Origin of the sequence: Streptomyces sp. SJL17-4, from assembly GCF_036826855.1 — a bacterium.
GTDB lineage: Bacteria > Actinomycetota > Actinomycetes > Streptomycetales > Streptomycetaceae > Streptomyces.
In genome coordinates this window covers 4,734,657-4,752,390 of record NZ_CP104578.1, presented here as the reverse complement: position 1 = coordinate 4,752,390, position 17,734 = coordinate 4,734,657, and the positions used below count along the sequence as shown (strand labels likewise).

The window sequence follows — 17,734 nt, the reverse complement described above, 5'->3', positions numbered from 1 at the left end:
TCTTCGTAGTCAAATTTGACCACTAGCCACCGACGGAGGAAGGTATGCCCTCTCGGGCAGTTAGTCAAACTTGATTAGTCGGTCTCTTCGACCGTGCTCGATGAGACCGCGAAGGGGTTCTCCTCCCCTTCGGCGAGGACGCCCACGAAGGGCTCCCCCTCGCCCGCGAACACATACGCCCCGCCCTCGATCCGCTCGATCAGGCCGAGCGTCCACTCCTTGCCGGCGTCCGCGGAGTGGACCCACATGTGCATGATCTCGCCGATGTGCCCGAGCTGGCCGGGGCCACCCTCCGGCGTGTAGTACCGGGTGACCGTGGTCCGCCACTCGTCGAGGGCCCGCACCCGCTGCCGCAGCAGCTCCGCGGCCTCCTCGCGGGGCAGGTCCACGATGAAACCGATGCCCGCCGACAGGACGTCCATCTCCTGGTCGTACGTGGTCAGCGCCTCACGCAGCAGTGCGAAGTACTCCTCGAGGCCGCGCTCCGTCAGCTCGTACTCGACGCGCGGCGGCCCGCCCACCGCGCTCGGCGCCACCTCGTGCGCGTGCAGCAGCCCTTGCTTCGCCATCTGCTTCAGCGCGTGATAGATCGAGCCGGGCTTGGCGTGGGACCACTCGTGCGCGCCCCAGAACTCCAGGTCGTTGCGGACCTGGTAGCCGTGCGCGCGGCCGTGCTGCTTCACCGCGCCCAGCACCAGGAGCCGGATCGCCGACATCGCCGTACCTCCCAGTCGATCTAGTCAATTTTGACCAGGGTACGCGCGCGTGGTCACCGTCCTCGCTCCTCCGCGATCAGGTCGAAGGAGCCCTTGCCGTCCAGGGACTCGCGGATGATGTCCGCGTGGCCGGCGTGCCGGCCGGCCTCCTGCACCAGGTGGAGCAGCATCCAGCGGATCGACACCCGCCCGTCCTCCGGGAACCAGGGCGCCTCGGGCAACGGGAAGGTGTCGTCGAGGCTCGGCACCGAGCGGACGTACTCCTCGGTCTCCTTCGCCACACCCGCCCAGAACTCGACGATCTCCGGGATCGTCTCCTCCTCCACGAGACGGAAGCCGTCGCCCCAGGTCTCCTGGCTGCGCTGCCTCTCGTTCGGTCGCTGCTGGGCCAGCCGCAGCCAGTTCAGCTCGACCTCGGCGACGTGCTTGACGAGCCCGGAGAGGCTGAGCTCGCTGGCGCTGGGGCGGCTCGCCGCCTGCTCCTCGCTGAGACCGAGGAGCGAGCGACGGAGCGCGGCGCGCTGGGCCTCGACGAAGTCGAGGAGCGCGCCGCGCTCGTCGCCGTGGGCCTCCGCGGGAACGAGAGCCACCATGATGTCCGCCTTCCGTAGCTGAACCTTCTGACACCGACCACGCTACGGAGGCTTGAGGACAGGGAGTGTCCTCAAGGGGAGGCGGTGGGCTCAGAAGGGGAACCGGCTCCGGCCGTGCTGGATCGAGATCCACTTCTGGGTGGTGAAGCTCTCCACCATCGCCTCGCCGTTGAGCCTCCCGACGCCCGAGTGCTTCTCGCCGCCGAAGGGCACGATCGGCTCGTCGTGCACGGTGCCGTCGTTGATGTGGATCATGCCGGTGTGGATGCGCTTGGCGATCCGTACACCCCGCTCGACGTCCCCCGTGTGGACGGCGCCGCTGAGCCCGTACGGGGTGTCGTTGGCGATCCGTACGGCCTCCTCCTCGCCGTCGAAGGGGACGATCAGGGCGACCGGGCCGAAGATCTCCTGGCCCAGGATCGCGGCGTCGGGGGCGAAGCCGGTGAGGACGGACGGGGAGACCAGGTTGCCGTCGACCGTGCCGTGCAGGAGCGCCGTGGCGCCGGCCTCGACCGTCTGGTCGACGAGCGAGGAGACGGCCTCCGCCTGCTGGGAGTTGATGAGCGGACCGATGTGGGTGGCGGGGTCGGCAGGGTCACCGACGCGCAGGGTCTTCACCTTCGCCACGAACTTCTCGGTGAACTCCTCCTCCACGGTCCGGTCCACCAGGATGCGGTTGGCGGCCATGCAGACCTGGCCCTGGTGCACGAAGCGGCTGAAGACGGCCGCGTCCACCGCGTAGTCGACGTCGGCGTCGTCGAGGACGATCAGGGCGCTGTTGCCACCGAGCTCGAGGACGGCGTGCTTGAAGTTCTGCGCGCAGACCGTGGCGACGTGGCGGCCGACCTTGTCGGAGCCCGTGAAGGAGATGACCTTCGGGACGGGGTGGGTCAGGAGCGCGTCGCCGATCTCGGCGATGTCGGTGACGACGACGTTCAGCAGACCGGCGGGCAGACCGGCCTCCTCCAGGACCTTGGCGACGAGGGTGCCGCCGCAGATCGGGGTGTTCTGGTGCGGCTTGAGGACGACGGCGTTCCCGAGGGCCAGTGCGGGCGCGACCGACTTGATCGACAGGAGGAAGGGGAAGTTGAAGGGGGAGATGACACCGACGACGCCGACCGGGACGCGGTAGACACGGTTCTCCTTGCCGTCGACCGGGGAGGGCAGGATGCGCCCCTCGGGACGCAGCGCCAGCTGCACCGCCTCGCGCAGGAACTCCTTGGCGAGGTGCAGCTCGAAGGCGGCCTTGAGACGGGTGCCGCCGAGCTCGGCGACGATCGTCTCGGCGATCTCCTCCTCGCGGTCCTCGATGATCCTCAGGGCCCGCTCGAAGACGAGCCGGCGGGTGTACGGGTTGGTCTCGGCCCACTCGGCCTGGGCGCGCTCCGCGGCGCGGTACGCCCGGTCGACCTCACCGGCGGTGGCGACCGTGATCGACGCGAGCTTCTCCCCGGTGTACGGGTTGAAGTCGATGATGTCCCACGAGCCGCTGCCGGGCTTCCACTCGCCGTCGATGTACTGGTGGGCCAGGTCGGTGAAGTGCGACATGGTGGAGACCCCTCTACCCGCTACCTGCAGTGCGACTGATGTTGCGTCATCGTACTGATGTATCAGATGAGTTGGAGGAGTCCCCGGAGAAGATCACGACTTTCGGCCGGATCCGGCCCTTCCTTCTGCAGTCGCTCCATCACGCGCTGGTACTGCGCGACCTCCTCGCGCTTGTCGAGGTAGAGGGCGCTGGTGAGTTGCTCCAGATAGACGATGTCGGAGAGGTCGGACTCGGGGAAGCTCAGCATCGTGAAGGTGCCGCTCTCTCCGGCGTGCCCGCCGAAGCTGAAGGGCATGATCTGGAGCGTGACGCCCGGGTGTTCGGAGATCTCGATGAGGTGCCTCAACTGGCCCCGCATGACGGACCGGTCACCGTAGGGGCGGCGCAGCGCGGCCTCGTCGAGGACGGCGTGGAACTGCGGGGCGCGCTCGGAGACGAGGACCTTCTGCCGTTCGAGACGGAGTGCGACCCGCCGGTCGATCTCGACGGCGGGGGCGTCGGGCATGCCCCGGGTGACGACGGCCTGGGCGTACGCCTCGGTCTGCAACAGGCCGTGGACGAACTGCGCTTCGTAGGCACGGATGAGGGAGGCGGCGCCCTCCAGACCGATGTACGTCTGGAACCAGCCGGGCAGGACGTCGCCGAAGCTGTGCCACCAGCCCGCGACGTTGGCCTCGCGGGCGAGCCCGAGGAGCGAGCCGCGCTCGGCCTCGTCCCCGACCCCGTACAGCGTGAGCAGATCCTCGACGTCCCTGGCCTTGAAGCTCACCCGACCCAACTCCATACGGCTGATCTTGGATTCGGACGCGCGGATCGAGTAACCGGCTGCCTCGCGGGTGATCCCGCGCGACTCGCGCAACCGCCTCAGCTGTGAGCCCAGCAGAATGCGCCGCACCACACTCCCGCTCGCTCCGCCCGATTCGCCTGCGGTCACGGCTCCCAGCCTCCCCTTTACGGTGTCGAGCCCCCGTCGAGCCCCGGATTCTGCCACCAAACGCTTCAGCGCGTACACATTCGATTACGGAAAGACGGCGAGTTCCGGGCAGCCGCAGAAAGTTCCCCTCCAGGGGCGGACGACTTATGCACAGATTAGGCACGGGGACGGACAGGTCCGGCGCGTGCACGTGCATCTGCCCTTGCATCCAGTGGTCGCATTCGGAACCATGGACCCGCGCAGCCGCGTACTCGTTCGTATTGTCGTGTTGTCGCACCACAGTCGCGATTCCCGGGAGTGCCTCGCATGGGGACGAATGGATCGACCGTGCTCGAGCCGTTACGGCAGGGCCTTCCGCCGATCGATCCCGGCGCCGTCTCCACCTCCGCCTCCTGCGCGCTGCCCGCGCGATACGAAGCCGTGCGCGGAGCCCGGAAGTTCACCAGTGCGACGCTCGACCGCTGGGAGCTGACCGAACGCTTCGACGACGTGGCCCTGGTCGTCTCCGAGCTCGTCACCAACGCGCTGCGCCATGCGGTGCCCGCCGACGCGCCCCAGGAAGAAGGCCAGAACCCACCGGTTCGCCTGCATTTGATGCGCTGGTCCTCGCGCCTGGTGTGCGCCGTGCGCGACCCCAGCAGGGAGAGCCCGGAGGCGCGCGGAGGCGAGGAGGACTTCGCCGCCGAGTCGGGACGCGGACTGTTCCTGGTGGACTCGTTCAGCGACAGCTGGGGGTGGCACCCGCTCGCCGGCACGCTGCGGGGCAAGGTGGTGTGGGCGCTGTTCCGGATCGGTCCGGAGTAGCCGCGCCGCCGCCGCGCACGGAGACGGGATGGACGGATGAAGGGCCCCGGCGGATGCCGCCGGGGCCCTTCCTTCATGCACACATCCGCGTCGCGCTCACACCAAGTGGTCGAACTCCCCGTCCTTGACGCCGAGGAGGAGCGCCTCTATCTCCGCGGGCGTGTAGACGAGGGCGGGGCCTTCGGGGTGGCGCGAGTTGCGTACGGCAACGTTTCCCCCCGGCAGTTTGGCGAACTCCACACAGGATCCCTGGGAGTTGCTGTGCCTGCTCTTCTGCCACACGACGCCTCGCAGCTCCGTGGCCGCCATGCCGTTGTACGCGCGATGCGCATGATGCACTGGTAGCTCCCCGAGTTGCTTGGTGCAGGTGTCAACTTCCTCGGATCATAGCTGTGTTCATATGCCGATGCATGAGCAGATGCACGTGCACGGGGGGTGGCGTAGCGGCTACGCGACAGAGCGTGCTACCAGCCGGTACGACGCCGTGCACCCTCTCACCCTACGGGCCTTCTACGAGTCCCGATCTTGGTCGGAGGTCCAGGAAGGCGCCGCCCCGCTCAGGGGCCGTCGCCCGTGGGGAGCAGGGGCAGCTCGGAGAGGACTTTGCCCGCGCGGTCGTACAGCACCGGGCTGACGTCCCCCACCCCCGGCCCGGTGTGCACGTACCAGACGCCCCAGCCCGGTCTGCCCGGCAGTTCGAGCAGGGTGGCGACGACCGTGCGGCCCTCGGCGTTCCTCAGCTCGACGCGGCCCGCCGTACGGGTCCCGTAGTAGAGCCCCGAGTGGAAGGCTCCGTTCGCGTTCCCCTCGCTCTGGTGGCTCACGCCCGGCGAGCTCAGGTCGATGTTGCCGTCGGTGACGCTGCGGACGTTCTCGTAACCGTCCGGCCCGACCCAGTGCTTGCCCTCCGCCGTCAGCCAGACCTTCCAGCCCTTCCCGGCGTTCACCCGCTCGCCGGAGGCGACGACCCTGATCGGGGTCGGGTCCGGCGGCGGCGGTGCGTCGCTCGTACGTACGGGCGGCGCCGAGGTCGGCACGACGGTCGGCGGCACGGCGACGGGGGCCGGACCCGGTCCCGGGGCCGACGGGGACGGGCGTACGGGGGTCAGGACGACGACGACGGCCACCACGGCCGTCGCGACCGCGAGCACCGAGAGCGCCGACAGGGCGGTCGTACGGCGCCGCCGGCGCGCCCGGCCCGCGCGCCGGACGGCCTCCAGCGGGAGAGGCCCCGGGGTGACGTCGGAGGCGGCTCGCGCGAACACCGCACGCAGGTCGGGTTCGGGAAGGGGATGAGGATGGGGCTGGGGCTGGGGCTGGGGATCGGGGGGTGTCGTCGGCCTTGCGGGGGTCATCGTCGGGCTCCGGTAGGGGCGGGGAGAGACGGGGCGGGGACGGTGACGAGCCCCGGGTGGGCGCGCAGCGCGGTCAGACCGCGGCGGGCGTGGGTCTTGACCGTGCCGATCGAGCAGTTGAGCACGCTCGCGATCTCCAGCTCGGTCAGATCCTCCCAGTAGCGGAGCACCATGACCGCGCGTTGGCGGGCGGTCAGATCCGCTAACGCGGCCAGGAGCGCGGTGCGTTGTTCGACCGCCTCCGCATGACCCGCGGAAGTGTGGCGCAGCGACTCCGGCAGGACCGGGGTCAGGAGATGGACGACCCGCTTCCGGCGGATCCGGCTGAGGTTGTTGTTGATCAGCGCCCTGCGCACATAGAGGTCGATCTCCCCGCGGGGAACGCGTCGCCACCGCGCGTACACCTTGGCGAGCGTCGTCTGCACCAGGTCCTCGGCCTCGTGGAAGTCCCCGGTCAGGAGCTGGGCGGTACGCACCAGACGCGGCCAGGCGGCGACGGCGAACTCGGTGAAGCCGTCGTCCTCGGTGGCGGACTCGTGCGGCACGGTGTCGGACCTCGCGATCGGTCGGTGGACGGTGGCTCGATGGACCTGAGGAGCCGTGGAGCGGAGCGGGAGAGGTGGTGAAGCGGAACGGGGAGAGGCGGCGGGGCCCGCCCCGTGCCGGGCCCCGCCACGTTTCTGCCACGGGTCAGCCGCGGCCGGCCGGGAAGTCGAAGCCCGGAAGCTCGGCCAGGAGCTTGCCCTCGCGGTCGTAGAGAGTGACGCCGAGGCTGCTGCCGCCGTTCCCGTCCGGCCCGGTGTGGGCGTACCAGACACCCCAGTCGGGGCGGCCGGGCAGGGCGATGAGGGTGGCGACGGTCTTGTGGCCCTCGGCGTCGCTCAGTTCGACGCGGCCCGCCTTGCGGGTCCCGTAGTAGAGGCCGGAGTGGAAGGCGCCCGTCGCGTCGCCCTCGCTCTGGTGGCTCACGCCGGGCTGGGAGCGGTCGATGTTGCCGTCGACGACGCTGCGGAAGTTCTCGTAGCCGTCCGGGCCCGTCCAGTGCTTGCCGTCGTGGGTCAGCCACACGGTGAAGCCCCCGCCGGCGTCCACGCGCCGGCCGGGACGGACGGTGACGACCGGGTTCGGGGCGGGCACGGCGGCCTTGGCCGGGGTGACCTTGGCGGGCTCGGTCCGGGCTTCGGGACGGGTCGCGGTGGAGGCCGTGGAGGTCGCGGAGGTCGTGGAGGTCTCGGAGGTCGTGGAGGTCTCGGTGGGCGCTCCGACGGCCGACGGTGCCGCGATCGCCACGGCGGCCACGACGCCGGCGGCCGCCAGCCAGTACTTCTTCATGCGGTTGCTCCTGGAAGGGAGGGGATGTCGATGGAGGACCGCGTACGTCCGCGCCCCTCTTCCCCTACCAACTCCGCCCGGCCACAGCCCGGATGACATTCCGGCGAAATTCGTAGGGGGCGGGGGCGGGGTCTGGGTCGCGGGGGGGGGCTGGGCCGGGGGCTACCGCGCACGCGCACGCGTGGAGTCCGTCAAGGCCGTCGTGACCTCGTCCAGGGCCTCCAGGAGGAGCACCGCGCCCTTGTGCAGCAGGAAGTGGTCCGGTGGGTCGTCGGACCAGGCGTCGAGCGTCTCGCGCAGGTCGTCCCAGCCGGGCGCCTTGCGTTCCCGTACGTCCTTGGCGCCCCGCTCCGTCGCCCGGCGCAGGGACTCCGCGAGGGTCGCGGCGGCGGACACGGGCTCGGCGCCGCGTTCCGGCAGATGCGCCTCCATGAGCATCGCCACCCGCCCGAACTCCGCCAGCGCGTGGTCGGCCTGTTCGGTGGCCGCGTGCGAGAGGCCCCGGTGCCGTACGGGCTCGTGCGTCGCCCTCTCCACGGCCTCCTGCCAGGCGACCCGGGCCGCGCGGGTGTTCAGGAGCGCCTCCCGGACGTCGGGGCTGCCGGGCCCGGCCGGATCGGCGTACCGCGCGGTGACGGCGGCCGCGTACCGGCCGACCGACGCGAGCCAGTCCGCGAGCCGGCCGCGCAGCCGGGGCGTCTCCCAGGCCGGGTAGACGGCGTACGCGAGCATCGCGAGGAGCCCGCCGATGAGGGTCAGCATCACCCGGTCCCGCACGGTCTGCGTGACCCCCACGCCCTCCATGCCGAGCAGGAACACGACGTACGCGGCGACGAAGACCTGGCCGGCCGCGTACCCCGTGCGCATCAGCAGGTACATCGCGAAGGCACACAGCACGGCGAGACCGGCCGACAGGTAGAGGTCCGGGTGGGCCGCCTGGACGACCGCCGTCGCGAGGGCCACGCCGACGAGGGTGCCGCCGAAGCGGGCCACCGAGCGCGCGTACGTCTGCGAGAAGTCCGGGCGCATCACCATCACCGAGGCCATCGGCGCCCAGTAGCCGTGCCCGAAGGGCAGCACCGCGCCCAGGAGGTAGCCGGCGGCCGTGACCGCCGAGACGCGGATCGCGTGGCGCAGGATCGGCGAGTCCCGGCGCAGCTCGGCGCGCGCCTTCGCGACGACGATCGGGGTCAGGCGGACGAGGGTGGGGCGCTCGCGGGCCGTGGCGCCGTGGGCCGAGGTCTCCGTCCTCGGCTCGGCCGTCTCGACGACGTCGCCGAGCAGCGCGACGAGCCGGAGGGCGGCGCGGCGGGACGGGCCGTGGAGGATCGCGCCGGTGTCGGGGGTGCGGAGGGCGGCGACGGCGGGTGGCGGGAGGGTGACGGGTTCGCCGTGCCGGATGGCGTGGGCGGCGGCGTCCAGGACGGAGGCCGCGGACGCGAGCAGCTCCCGTACGCGCGCGCGTGCCGGGCCTTCCTCCGGGACGCCGACGGCCGGGTCGGCGAGGGAGGCGAGGACCGGGCGGATGCGCTCGGCGAGGCCGCGGGCGCCGTGGAGCTCCGAAGGGCGGCGCCGGGCCTGGCCGGGCGTCACGGCGGCGGCGCTGCGGGCGGTCATGAGGGGCACGGGGTCGAACGGAGCGACCGGGTCGTGGCGGAGGCGGCGGGCGTAGTCCGCCTCGGCGGCGAGCGCGTCCGCGAGGGCGTCGCGCTGGGCGCCCCAGGGGCGGACCGGCAGGAGGACGACCAGGGCGGCCTGGACGACACCGCCCGCGAAGATCATGACGGCGTGCCCGGCGGCGGTGGCGACGGAGGTGGGGAGGGTGACGGTCACGAGCATGATCGCCACGTTCGAGGACGCGATGATGCCGACTGTGGGACCGGCGGCCCAGGCCAAGCCCGAGAGGAACGTCCAGAGGAGCAGCAGGGCGAGGAAGAGTGCGTCGTGGGAGACGGTGAGATAGCCGAGGAAGGTGGAGACGGCGAGGCTGGCGCCGGAGGCGAGGGCGAGGGTGGGGCGGGGGCGCCAGGAACGCTGGAAGGTGGCGATGGCCGCCTGGAAGGCGCCGAAGGCGGAGGCGGCGGCGACGGCCGGGCCGAAGACGGCGAGCGAGAAGCCGACGACGAGGGCGAGCCCGAGGGCGGCGCGGGCGGCGATGACGGGGGCCAGCCGCCGCCGCTCGACGGTGAGCCCGGAGCGGGCGGTCTCCCTCAACGCCCGGAGCCAGCTCATGTCCCGAGCGTATCCGCGATCACCCCAGAACAGGACTTTCCCCCCACCCCACCCCACCCCTTCCCGAAACCCTGCCGGGGGCGGGCGGGGGCTGGTGAGGGGGGTGCGGCGCAGCCTCGGGCGGGCGGGGGGCGGCGCAGCCTCGGGCGGGGGCGGCGCCCCAGGCGGCGGGGGTGAAGCGCAGCCGGGGGGCGGGGGAGCAGCCCAGCCCGGGCGGGCGGTGCGAGTGCGGGCGGCCCAGGGGCGGGCGAGGGGTGCGGCGCAGCCCCGCGGGGCGGGCGGGGGGCGTCGCAGCCGGGAGCGGGCGGGGGCGCGGCGCAGCCCAGGCGGCAGGGGGTGCCGCGCAGCCCCGCACCCGCGCCTGCCCGCCCCACACAGTCAGCCCCGTACTCGCCGGCCCGCCCGGTCAGCCGCGGCCCTCGACCCCCCGTCGGCCCGGGCCCAGGCCCGCACGGTCCGCTGCCGAGGCGCCGTGCGTCCAGCCCTCCTCGTCCCAGGCCGCACGCACGCGCGTGGCGCGGGTTTCCGGGAAGAGTTCGTCCGTGCGGGTGCTGACCGCCAGGTCCCGGGAGGCGAGGGCCGGGAGGAGGGTCGGCGCCTCGGACGCCACGCGGCGGGACGTCGCCGCGAGACGCGCGCCGAGCCGGTTCGCGTACGCCAGCAGGAACGACTGCCGGAACGACTTCGTGCGCTTGCGGCCCCCCGCCCGCTGCTCCGCCTCCGCCCGCGTCATCGCCGCCGTCCCCTGCACGAGCAGCGATGTGTACAGCAGCTCCACGGGGTCGAGGTCCGCCTCGAAGCCGACCACCGTCGAGAACCCGTACGTCTCGTTCCACACCGCCCGGCAGTGGTTCGCCGTCGCCACCGCGTCGAGCAGGATCGCCTTCGCCTGCTCGTACGGCGGCTCCACCCCGATCCGTATCGCTCCCGGTGTCTCCGGCGACGGCGCCCCCGCCGCGAGTGTCGCCTCGTCCAGGCTGTGCCGCGCCATCAGCTCCTGCGCCTTGGCCGTGAGCGCCTCCGCCTCCTCCGGATACCCCGTCGCCTCCGCCTTCGCGAGCAGCGCCCGGATCCGGGTCAGCATCCGCGGCTCCCCGGCCGTCGCCGGCGGCAGCGTCTCCCCCGGCACCGGGCCGACCGCGTCCAGCCGCGGCAGCCGCACCAGGAGCCGGTACAGCTCCAGGACCGTCGTCGCGTACGAGAAGCGGTCCGTCGGCCGGCCGGGCGACACGTCCAGCTCGTCGAGCTGGGACCGCCAGCGGTGCGGCAGCGTCTCGTAGCGGCCCGTCTCGGTCAGGATCAGCCCGGCCAGGACCAGGAGGTGCTCGTCGGAGAGCTCGCGGCGGGCGACGCGTACGAGATCAGCGGGCTGCCACCCACGCCCCCACAGGGTCCGCACGAACTCCTCGCCGCGCCGCCTCAGTTCCGCGTCGGCACTCCGGTCGGCGGCCAGCAGCGACGCCGCGGTGTCGAGGGACCCGTCGTCACTCGCGTACAGCGCCTCGAAGGCCCTGTCGACCGTGCTGCCGCTACTACCCGTGTTACCCGTGCTGCCGGTGTTGCTCGTGCTCACGCCGTCCTCGTGTCCCATGCCTCGCGCGACCGGGCGATCACCGAGCGGTGGTCGAGCGACCAGTCGACGAGCTGCTTGATCAGGTGGGTCATGCTGTGCCCGGTCTCCGTCAGCGCGTACTCGACCTGCGGCGGCGTCGTCGGGTACACCGTCCGCGAGACGAGCCCGTCGCGTTCGAGGCGGCGCAGTGTCAGGGTCAGCATCCGCTGCGAGATCCCGGTGACGAGCCGCTGGAGTTCCCTGAACCGCTGCGGCCCCGCCGCGAGTTCGACGACCACGTGCACGGTCCACTTGTCGCCGAGCCGGTCCTGGACGTCCCGTACCCCGCACTCCTCCGCGCAGCTCACCAACGGTTCGGTGGTTACCTCCGTGTGCCCCTCGGACATCAATGTGCCTCCTTCCGCGATCTTCTCCGTCCCCTCACGATGGTCTCAGCCATCACGTCGTCACCACGGCCCACCACGGCCCCAGGGGGAAACATGCTGCTCGTCACCGGTGTATCCGGCGCTCTCGGCTCGCTCGTCACCGAACGGCTCGCCGGTCGTCAGGACGTCGTCCTCGGTACGCGCGCGGGGCTGCCCGGCACCCACCGCCTCGACTTCGACGCGCCCGAGACGCTGCCGGAGGCCTTCGCCGGGGTGGAGACGCTGCTGCTCATCTCCGCCGGCTACGGAGAGGACGACACGGTCGTGGCCCGTCACGAGGCCGCGCTGTCGGCCGCGGAGGCGGCGGGCGTACGTCACGTCGTCTACACCAGCCTCTCCGGGGACGGCGACCACCTCACGTACGCGCTCGCCCACCGCTGGACCGAGCGGCGGCTGCGGAGCTCCGCCACCCTCGACTGGACGATCCTCCGCAACGGCCTGTACGCCGAGTTCCTGACCTGGATCGCCACGCCCGACGCCGAGAACCGGATCACGGGCCCGCTGGGCGAGGGCCGCCTCGCCGCCGTCGCCCGCGCGGACCTCGCCGACATCGCCGTCTCGGTCGCGACGGACCCGGCCGCCCACCGGAACCGGGTGTACGAGCTCGTCGGCGAGCGTGCCCTCGGCGGCGCCGACCTCGCGGAGGCCCTGGGCGCCACCTACGCCCCCGGCACGCTCGCCGACGCCCGCGCCGCGATCGCCGCGTCCGGCGCGGTGCCGTTCCAGGTGCCGATGCTGGCGAGCACGTACTCGGCGATCGCCCACGGCTTCATGGACGGTACGGGGATCGAGAGCGACCTGCGCACGCTGCTGGGCGGCCGCGAACCGCTCGACGCGCTGGACGTGTTCGTGAAGGCCGTACGGAGGGACTGACCGGGCTCGGAGGGGGCGGGTCCGGGGTAGGTACGTACGAGGGACCGGCCCGGCTCGGGGGTAGGGCCAGGCATACCTTCCGGACGCCCGTCAGTGGTCGTGATCGGCGGCGGCGGAAACGGTTCGCTTGGGGCATGACCTCGACAGCCCCCACCGCCGCCACCGGCCCCACCGCCCCGACCGCCTCCACCTCTGCCGTACGGCTCCGCGGGCTCACCCGGCACCACCGGGACGTCCGCGCCCTCGACGGCGTCGACCTCGACTTCCGCGCCGGGACCTTCACCGCCGTCATGGGCCCCTCCGGCTCCGGCAAGTCCACGCTGCTCCAGTGCGCGGCCGGCCTCGACCGGCCCACCTCCGGGCGGGTGGAGGTCGGCGGGACCGCTCTCGAAGGGCTGAGCGAGCGACGGCTGACCCTGCTGCGGCGGGACCGGATCGGTTTCGTCTTCCAGTCCTTCAACCTGCTGCCCGCCCTCACGGCCGCGCAGAACGTCGCCCTGCCCCTCCGGCTCGCCGGCCGCCGCCCGTCCCGTACGGAGGTCCGGGAGGCCCTGGCCCGCGTCGGGCTCGCGGGGCGGGAGCGGCACAGGCCGGACGAGTTGTCGGGCGGACAGCAACAACGGGTGGCGATCGCCCGCGCGTTGACCACCCGGCCGGCGGTTCTCTTCGGCGACGAGCCGACCGGCGCGCTCGACTCGACGACGAGCCGCGAGGTGCTCGACATGCTGCGGGAGCTGGTCGACCGGGACGGCCAGACGATCGTCATGGTCACCCACGACCCGGTGGCCGCGGCCCGCGCGGACCGTGTGGTCTTCCTGGTCGACGGGCGCGTGGCGGGCGAACTGCCGGACCCGACGATGGAGACGGTCGCGGCACGGATGACGGCTCTGGAGACGGTCGCGGCACGGATGCCCGACGTGGAGACGGCCCCACCGGGCGCGCACCCGGGCCCGGCCCGCACCCCCACCGCCTCCCCCACCGCCTCCCTCTCCGCCTCCCCCACCGGGAGCGCCTCGTGCTGACCGTCGTCCTCTCCGGTCTCCGCGCCCGCTGGGCCTCCTTCCTCGGCGGTTTCGTCGCGCTCGCGCTCGGCGTCGGGCTGCTCGCCACCATGGGCCTCGGGCTGTCCGCCACCTTTCACGCACCCGAACGCCCTCCTCAGCGGTTCGCGTCCTCGCCCGTCGTGGTGCAGGGTCAGGACCGACTGATCCTGGACGTACGGCGCGGGCCCGAGACCGTGTCCGTTGCGCGGCGACTCGACCGTCCACAGCCTGTGGACAGCGAACTGCTGCGCGAGCTGGGGGCCCGCTGGACCCTCACCACCTCCGGCGGCCCCACCTCCGGCGCTCCCGACGCCGTCGGCGTCGACGCTCCCGCCGCCGAGGCCGCCGAGGTCCGCGCACTCGTCGGGGATCGCGCCCAGGTCCTCACCGGCGACGAACGGCGGCGCGCCGACCCCGACCACGACCGGGACGCCGACGCGCTCGTCGGCGTCAACGCCCTCCTCGGCACCTCCGGCGGCGTCACCGCCTTCGTCTCCGTCTTCGTCGTCGCCTCCACCTTCGCCTTCGCCGTCGCCCTGCGCCGCCGCGAGTTCGGGCTGCTCAGGACCGCCGGAGCCACCCCCGGGCAGATCCGCCGGCTCCTCCTCGCCGAGGCCACGGCGCTCGGCGTCCTCGCCTCCGCCGCCGGGTGCGCGCTCGGCGCGGCCGGCGCGCCGTTGCTCGCCAGGACCCTCGTCGACGGTGGCCTCGCGCCCGCGTGGTTCAGGGTCGGTGGCCCGCCCTGGCCCTTCCACGCCGCGTTCTGGACGGGTGTGACGGTCGCCCTGGCAGGGGCGTTCGCCGCGTCCCGGCGGGCCGGGAAGGTCGGCCCGACGGCCGCGCTCCGCGAGGCGGACGTCGACGCCGACACTCTGCCGCTCGGTCGGGCCCTGCTCGGTACGGGACTGCTCCTGGCCGGCCTGGGGCTTCTCGTCCAGACGTACGCCGCGGACCCGTCCGCGCTGCTCAAGCGGAAGACGTACACGACCCTCCCGATGCTCCTGATCACCGGCATCGCCCTGCTCTCCCCGCTCCTGGTCCGCCCGGTGGCCCGGCTGCTGCGGCTGCGGGGGGCCGTGGGGACGCTGGTACGGGAGAACAGCGCCGCCTCGGTCCGCCGTACCGCCGCCGTCGCCGCTCCCGTCCTCGTGACCGTGGCGCTCGCCGGGACGCTCTTCGGCTCGGCGACGAGCGTCACGCGCGCGAAGGGCGCCGAAGCGCGCGAGCAGACGGCCGCGGAGTACGTCGTGGCGGGACCGGCCCTGAGACCGGTGGCGGCGCCCGCCGGGGCCGTCGTCTCCCCCACGGGGCCGACCTCGGTCTTCGTACGGGACGGGGACGCGGCCGTCGTGAAGTACGGGGCGCGGGCCGTCACCGATCCGGCGGCCTTCGCCGAGCTCGCCCGGCTGCCGGTGGTCGCCGGCGATCCGCGGGACCTCGACGACCGGTCGATCGTCGTCAACGAGGAGTTCGAGCGGCGCCGGGTGGGCGAGACCGTCGAGGTCTGGCGGGCGGACGGGACCGGTCCGGTACGGCTCCGGGTCGTGGCCGTCCTCGCCCTCGGGACCGGCGACAACGGCCCGTACGTCACCCGGGCGAACGCCCCCGGCTCCGTCCCCGACCGGATCGACGCACGCGGCGGTGGTACGGCCACGGCGCCGGCCCTGGAGGCGAGCGGCGGCACCGTCAGGACGGCCGACGCGTGGGCCGACGCCGAACGCCCGCCGAGCGGCAGCCCACAGGCCCGGCTCGGCATGGTCCTGGTCCTCGGCATCGCCCTCGTCTACACGGTGATCGGCCTCGCCAACACCCTGCTCATGGCGACCTCCGTGCGCGGCGGAGAACTGGCCTCCCTCCGGCTCGCCGGGGCCACCCGGGCCCAGATCCTGCGGGTGGTGACGGGGGAGGCGACCCTCGCGGTGGCGATCGGCACCTTGCTCGGCCTCGCGGTGACCGCGCTGGTCCTGGGCGCCCTGGGAGCGGGCCTCGCCGCCCTCTCCGCCCCGGTGGCCATGGCCCTCCCGTGGGCCACGGTGGGCGCGGCGGCGGGCGTGTGCGCGACGGTCGCGATCGCCGCGTCGGCCCTCCCCGCGTGGCGCCTGACGCGCTGAGCGGCGATGGTGGGACGGACGGGGCGGTGACCGGGGTCGGAGCCGGGTCACCGCCCCGTCCACCCACACGAAACGCCTTGCGGCGCGCGCCGCGGGACGGCGATCATCGATCCTGTGCCGGGACAGCGGAAGCGGAAGAGACAGCGGCAGCAGGGGTTCGCGGAGCTCTCGCGCGAGGGGGACCGTTTCGGGCCGGACGCAGGACGCTGGGAGCTCCGCTACGCGACGAAGGACGAGTCGGAGTGGCGGGCGGAACTCCGACGGCTACGGACCGAGGAGCCCGGCCTCGACCGGGACGCGGTCCGGCTGGACACGCTCTGCGGACGCTCGACGCACCCGACGACGTACCGACTGAGCGTCTTCGTCGCCCATCCGACCCCGGAGCAGCCCTAGACAGGACGGGGACGGGGCCCTTGGACCGGGACGCACCCCCGTGCCGCCCCGGCCCCGACGCGAACCCGCCTCAGGCCCCGCCCTCCCTCGCTCCCAGGGATTCCCCCGCGGACGCGGACTTCGCCGCCCTCCACTCCGGGGCGAGGACCGACCAGACCTCCTCGTCGTGGCGCCGGCCCCGGTACGGGTAACTCCCCCTCAGGACGGCGTCCCTGGTCATGCCGAGGCGGCGGGCCACCGCGATACTCGGCTCGTTGTCGGAGGAGACCACCCACTCGACCCGGTGGATCCCCCGTACCTCGATCGCCCAGTCGACGAGCGCCCGCGCCGCCCGGGTCACCAGGCCCTTGCCGACGGCTGCCGGCTCCAGCCAGCAGCCCGCCTCGGCCCTGCCGCTCTTCGTGTCCAGCTGCCGGAGGATCACCGCGCCGACAAGGGTGCCGTCGGACCAGATGCCGTGGATGCGGCCCGAGTCCGCGGCCACCTTCTCCGCGTACGACCGGAGGAACGCGCGGCTCGACTCCAGGTCGGTGACGACGTCGGGGAGGCCGTTGCGCGCGCCGATGAACTCGCGTCCCCGGTCCATGTGCGCCAGGAACTCCTCCGCCTGCCACGGTTCGAGCGGGCGCAGCTCCGCGCCGTCGTCTCCCAGGGGTATCGCGTACATCGTCGTCGCCTTCCAGGTCAGGACCGCCACTCGCGGCGGAGGGATCCTCTCACCCTCCCTCACCCGCGCACCGGGACGTGCAGGGTCACGGCACCAGGATCAACTTCCCGCGCGCGTGCCCCGATTCACTCAGCTCCTGGGCCCGCGCCGCCTCCTTCAGGGGCAGCGTCTCGGCGAGCCGGACCGTGAGGGTCCCGGCCGCCGCCCCGCGCGCGTGGGCGGTGAGTCCGGCCCGTACGGCGTCGGGGTCGCCCAGGACCCCGGAGAACACGATTCCGTACTTCTCCGCGTCCACGTCCGCGATCGTCACGATCCGCTCCTTCGCCGCCTCGCCCGCGCCGGGCTCGCCTCCGCCGAGGAGCTCGATCGCGACCGGCAGCACCCCGTGCCCGGCCGCGTCGAAGACCGCGTCGACGCCGTCCGGGGCGGCGGCCCGTACACGCTCGGCCAGGCCCTCCCCGTACGCCACCGGGATCGCGCCGAGTGCGCGCAGGTACGCGTGGTTGGACTCGGACGCGCTGCCGATCACCGTGACCCCGGCGGCGACGGCGAGCTGGACGCCCACCGAGCCGACGACCCCCGCCGCACCGTGCAGGAACAGCGTCTCGCCCGCCCGCACCCCGAGCAGGTCGAGGACCCGCTGTGCCGTCTCGCCGGCCACCGGGAGGCTCGCGGCGGCCTCCCAGGACAGCCCGGCCGGCTTGGGCGCGACGATGCCGGCGATCGCGTACTCGGCGTAGGCACCGGTCTTCGTCCAGCCGAGGACCTCGTCGCCGACCGTCAGACCGGTGACGCCCTCGCCGAGCTTGTCGACGGTGCCGGCGAACTCCAGGCCGGGGACGGCGGGGAAGGTCGTCGGGTAGAACTCCTCGACCCAGCCGTAACGCCGCTTCCAGTCCACCGGGTTGACCCCGACGGCCGCCACCTTGACGCGGACCTCGCCGGGGCCGGGCTCCGGCACGGCGACACCCGCCGCGTGACGCAGCACCTCGGGACCGCCGAACTCCTCGTACACGATCGCTTCCATCTCAGCCTCCACAGCCGCCCGTTCACTTCGACGGGTCCCAGCCTGCGGCCGCGCCCACCCTGGCCCCGCCCTCCCAACGGCCAGTCCCACCTGGCCGAAAGACCGGC

The 17,734-nt window shown here is 73.2% G+C and carries 18 protein-coding genes; 5 read left to right on the top strand and 13 right to left on the bottom strand.

Annotated elements, in window-relative coordinates; translation table 11 throughout:
* Positions 1–74 precede the first annotated feature (74 nt).
* The 4 genes from N5875_RS21385 to N5875_RS21370 form a co-directional block, all read right to left on the bottom strand.
* Entirely contained in the window at positions 75–716 is a 642-nt protein-coding gene (locus N5875_RS21385) for a PadR family transcriptional regulator (RefSeq protein ID WP_338495446.1), read from the bottom strand.
* A gap of 53 nt (positions 717–769) precedes the next feature.
* Positions 770–1,309, bottom strand: a complete 540-nt coding sequence (locus N5875_RS21380; protein ID WP_318210612.1) for a DinB family protein — start codon at positions 1,307–1,309, stop codon at positions 770–772.
* Positions 1,310–1,399: 90 nt separating this feature from the next.
* Positions 1,400–2,857 carry an aldehyde dehydrogenase family protein gene (locus tag N5875_RS21375; protein WP_318210611.1) on the bottom strand — a complete coding sequence of 486 codons (1,458 nt, stop codon included), beginning with the start codon at positions 2,855–2,857 and terminating at the stop codon, positions 1,400–1,402.
* A gap of 62 nt (positions 2,858–2,919) precedes the next feature.
* The gene (locus N5875_RS21370; protein ID WP_318210610.1) at positions 2,920–3,792 is read right to left on the bottom strand and encodes a helix-turn-helix transcriptional regulator; all 873 of its coding nucleotides are present in this window, start codon (positions 3,790–3,792) and stop codon (positions 2,920–2,922) included.
* A 306-nt stretch (positions 3,793–4,098) separates the two neighbouring features.
* Between N5875_RS21370 and N5875_RS21365 the strand changes: the two genes are divergently transcribed.
* The gene (locus tag N5875_RS21365) at positions 4,099–4,596 is read left to right on the top strand and encodes an ATP-binding protein (protein WP_030324106.1); all 498 of its coding nucleotides are present in this window, start codon (positions 4,099–4,101) and stop codon (positions 4,594–4,596) included.
* A gap of 96 nt (positions 4,597–4,692) precedes the next feature.
* Here the strand turns inward: N5875_RS21365 and N5875_RS21360 are convergent, their stop codons facing one another.
* The 7 genes from N5875_RS21360 to N5875_RS21330 all read right to left on the bottom strand — a co-directional run bounded on the left by N5875_RS21360 (position 4,693) and on the right by N5875_RS21330 (position 11,474).
* Positions 4,693–4,905, bottom strand: coding sequence for a DUF397 domain-containing protein (locus N5875_RS21360; RefSeq protein WP_173861569.1), 213 nt, complete (start codon positions 4,903–4,905; stop codon positions 4,693–4,695).
* A 248-nt stretch (positions 4,906–5,153) separates the two neighbouring features.
* Positions 5,154–5,861, bottom strand: coding sequence for a hypothetical protein (locus N5875_RS21355; RefSeq protein WP_338495444.1), 708 nt, complete (start codon positions 5,859–5,861; stop codon positions 5,154–5,156).
* Positions 5,862–5,947: 86 nt separating this feature from the next.
* The gene (locus tag N5875_RS21350; RefSeq protein ID WP_338495443.1) at positions 5,948–6,496 is read right to left on the bottom strand and encodes a SigE family RNA polymerase sigma factor; all 549 of its coding nucleotides are present in this window, start codon (positions 6,494–6,496) and stop codon (positions 5,948–5,950) included.
* Between the two features lie 145 nt (positions 6,497–6,641).
* Positions 6,642–7,283, bottom strand: coding sequence for a hypothetical protein (locus N5875_RS21345; RefSeq protein WP_338495442.1), 642 nt, complete (start codon positions 7,281–7,283; stop codon positions 6,642–6,644).
* Between the two features lie 162 nt (positions 7,284–7,445).
* Entirely contained in the window at positions 7,446–9,515 is a 2,070-nt protein-coding gene (locus tag N5875_RS21340) for an FUSC family protein (protein ID WP_318210606.1), read from the bottom strand.
* A 406-nt stretch (positions 9,516–9,921) separates the two neighbouring features.
* On the bottom strand, positions 9,922–11,088 hold the full coding sequence (locus tag N5875_RS21335; RefSeq protein ID WP_338495441.1) for a DUF2786 domain-containing protein: 1,167 nt from the start codon (positions 11,086–11,088) through the stop codon (positions 9,922–9,924).
* Positions 11,085–11,474 (bottom strand): helix-turn-helix domain-containing protein, encoded by a 390-nt coding sequence (locus N5875_RS21330; RefSeq protein ID WP_318207969.1) that lies wholly within the window; start codon positions 11,472–11,474, stop codon positions 11,085–11,087. Before N5875_RS21330 ends, N5875_RS21335 begins: the two co-directional genes overlap by 4 nt.
* Before the next feature lie 93 nt (positions 11,475–11,567).
* On the opposite strand from N5875_RS21330, the gene N5875_RS21325 reads away from it, so the two are divergent.
* The 4 genes from N5875_RS21325 (at position 11,568) to N5875_RS21310 (ending at position 15,933) form a co-directional block, all read left to right on the top strand.
* Positions 11,568–12,386 (top strand): NAD(P)H-binding protein, encoded by an 819-nt coding sequence (locus tag N5875_RS21325; protein WP_338495438.1) that lies wholly within the window; start codon positions 11,568–11,570, stop codon positions 12,384–12,386.
* Between the two features lie 134 nt (positions 12,387–12,520).
* Entirely contained in the window at positions 12,521–13,408 is an 888-nt protein-coding gene (locus N5875_RS21320; protein ID WP_338495437.1) for an ABC transporter ATP-binding protein, read from the top strand.
* Positions 13,402–15,540 (top strand): ABC transporter permease, encoded by a 2,139-nt coding sequence (locus N5875_RS21315; protein WP_338495436.1) that lies wholly within the window; start codon positions 13,402–13,404, stop codon positions 15,538–15,540. Before N5875_RS21320 ends, N5875_RS21315 begins: the two co-directional genes overlap by 7 nt.
* A 114-nt stretch (positions 15,541–15,654) precedes the next feature.
* Positions 15,655–15,933, top strand: coding sequence for a hypothetical protein (locus N5875_RS21310; protein ID WP_338495434.1), 279 nt, complete (start codon positions 15,655–15,657; stop codon positions 15,931–15,933).
* A 70-nt stretch (positions 15,934–16,003) separates the two neighbouring features.
* Here the strand turns inward: N5875_RS21310 and N5875_RS21305 are convergent, their stop codons facing one another.
* Positions 16,004–16,600 carry a GNAT family protein gene (locus N5875_RS21305; RefSeq protein WP_338499225.1) on the bottom strand — a complete coding sequence of 199 codons (597 nt, stop codon included), beginning with the start codon at positions 16,598–16,600 and terminating at the stop codon, positions 16,004–16,006.
* A gap of 85 nt (positions 16,601–16,685) precedes the next feature.
* The gene (locus N5875_RS21300) at positions 16,686–17,627 is read right to left on the bottom strand and encodes an NADP-dependent oxidoreductase (protein ID WP_318207974.1); all 942 of its coding nucleotides are present in this window, start codon (positions 17,625–17,627) and stop codon (positions 16,686–16,688) included.
* Positions 17,628–17,734: the final 107 nt, after the last annotated feature.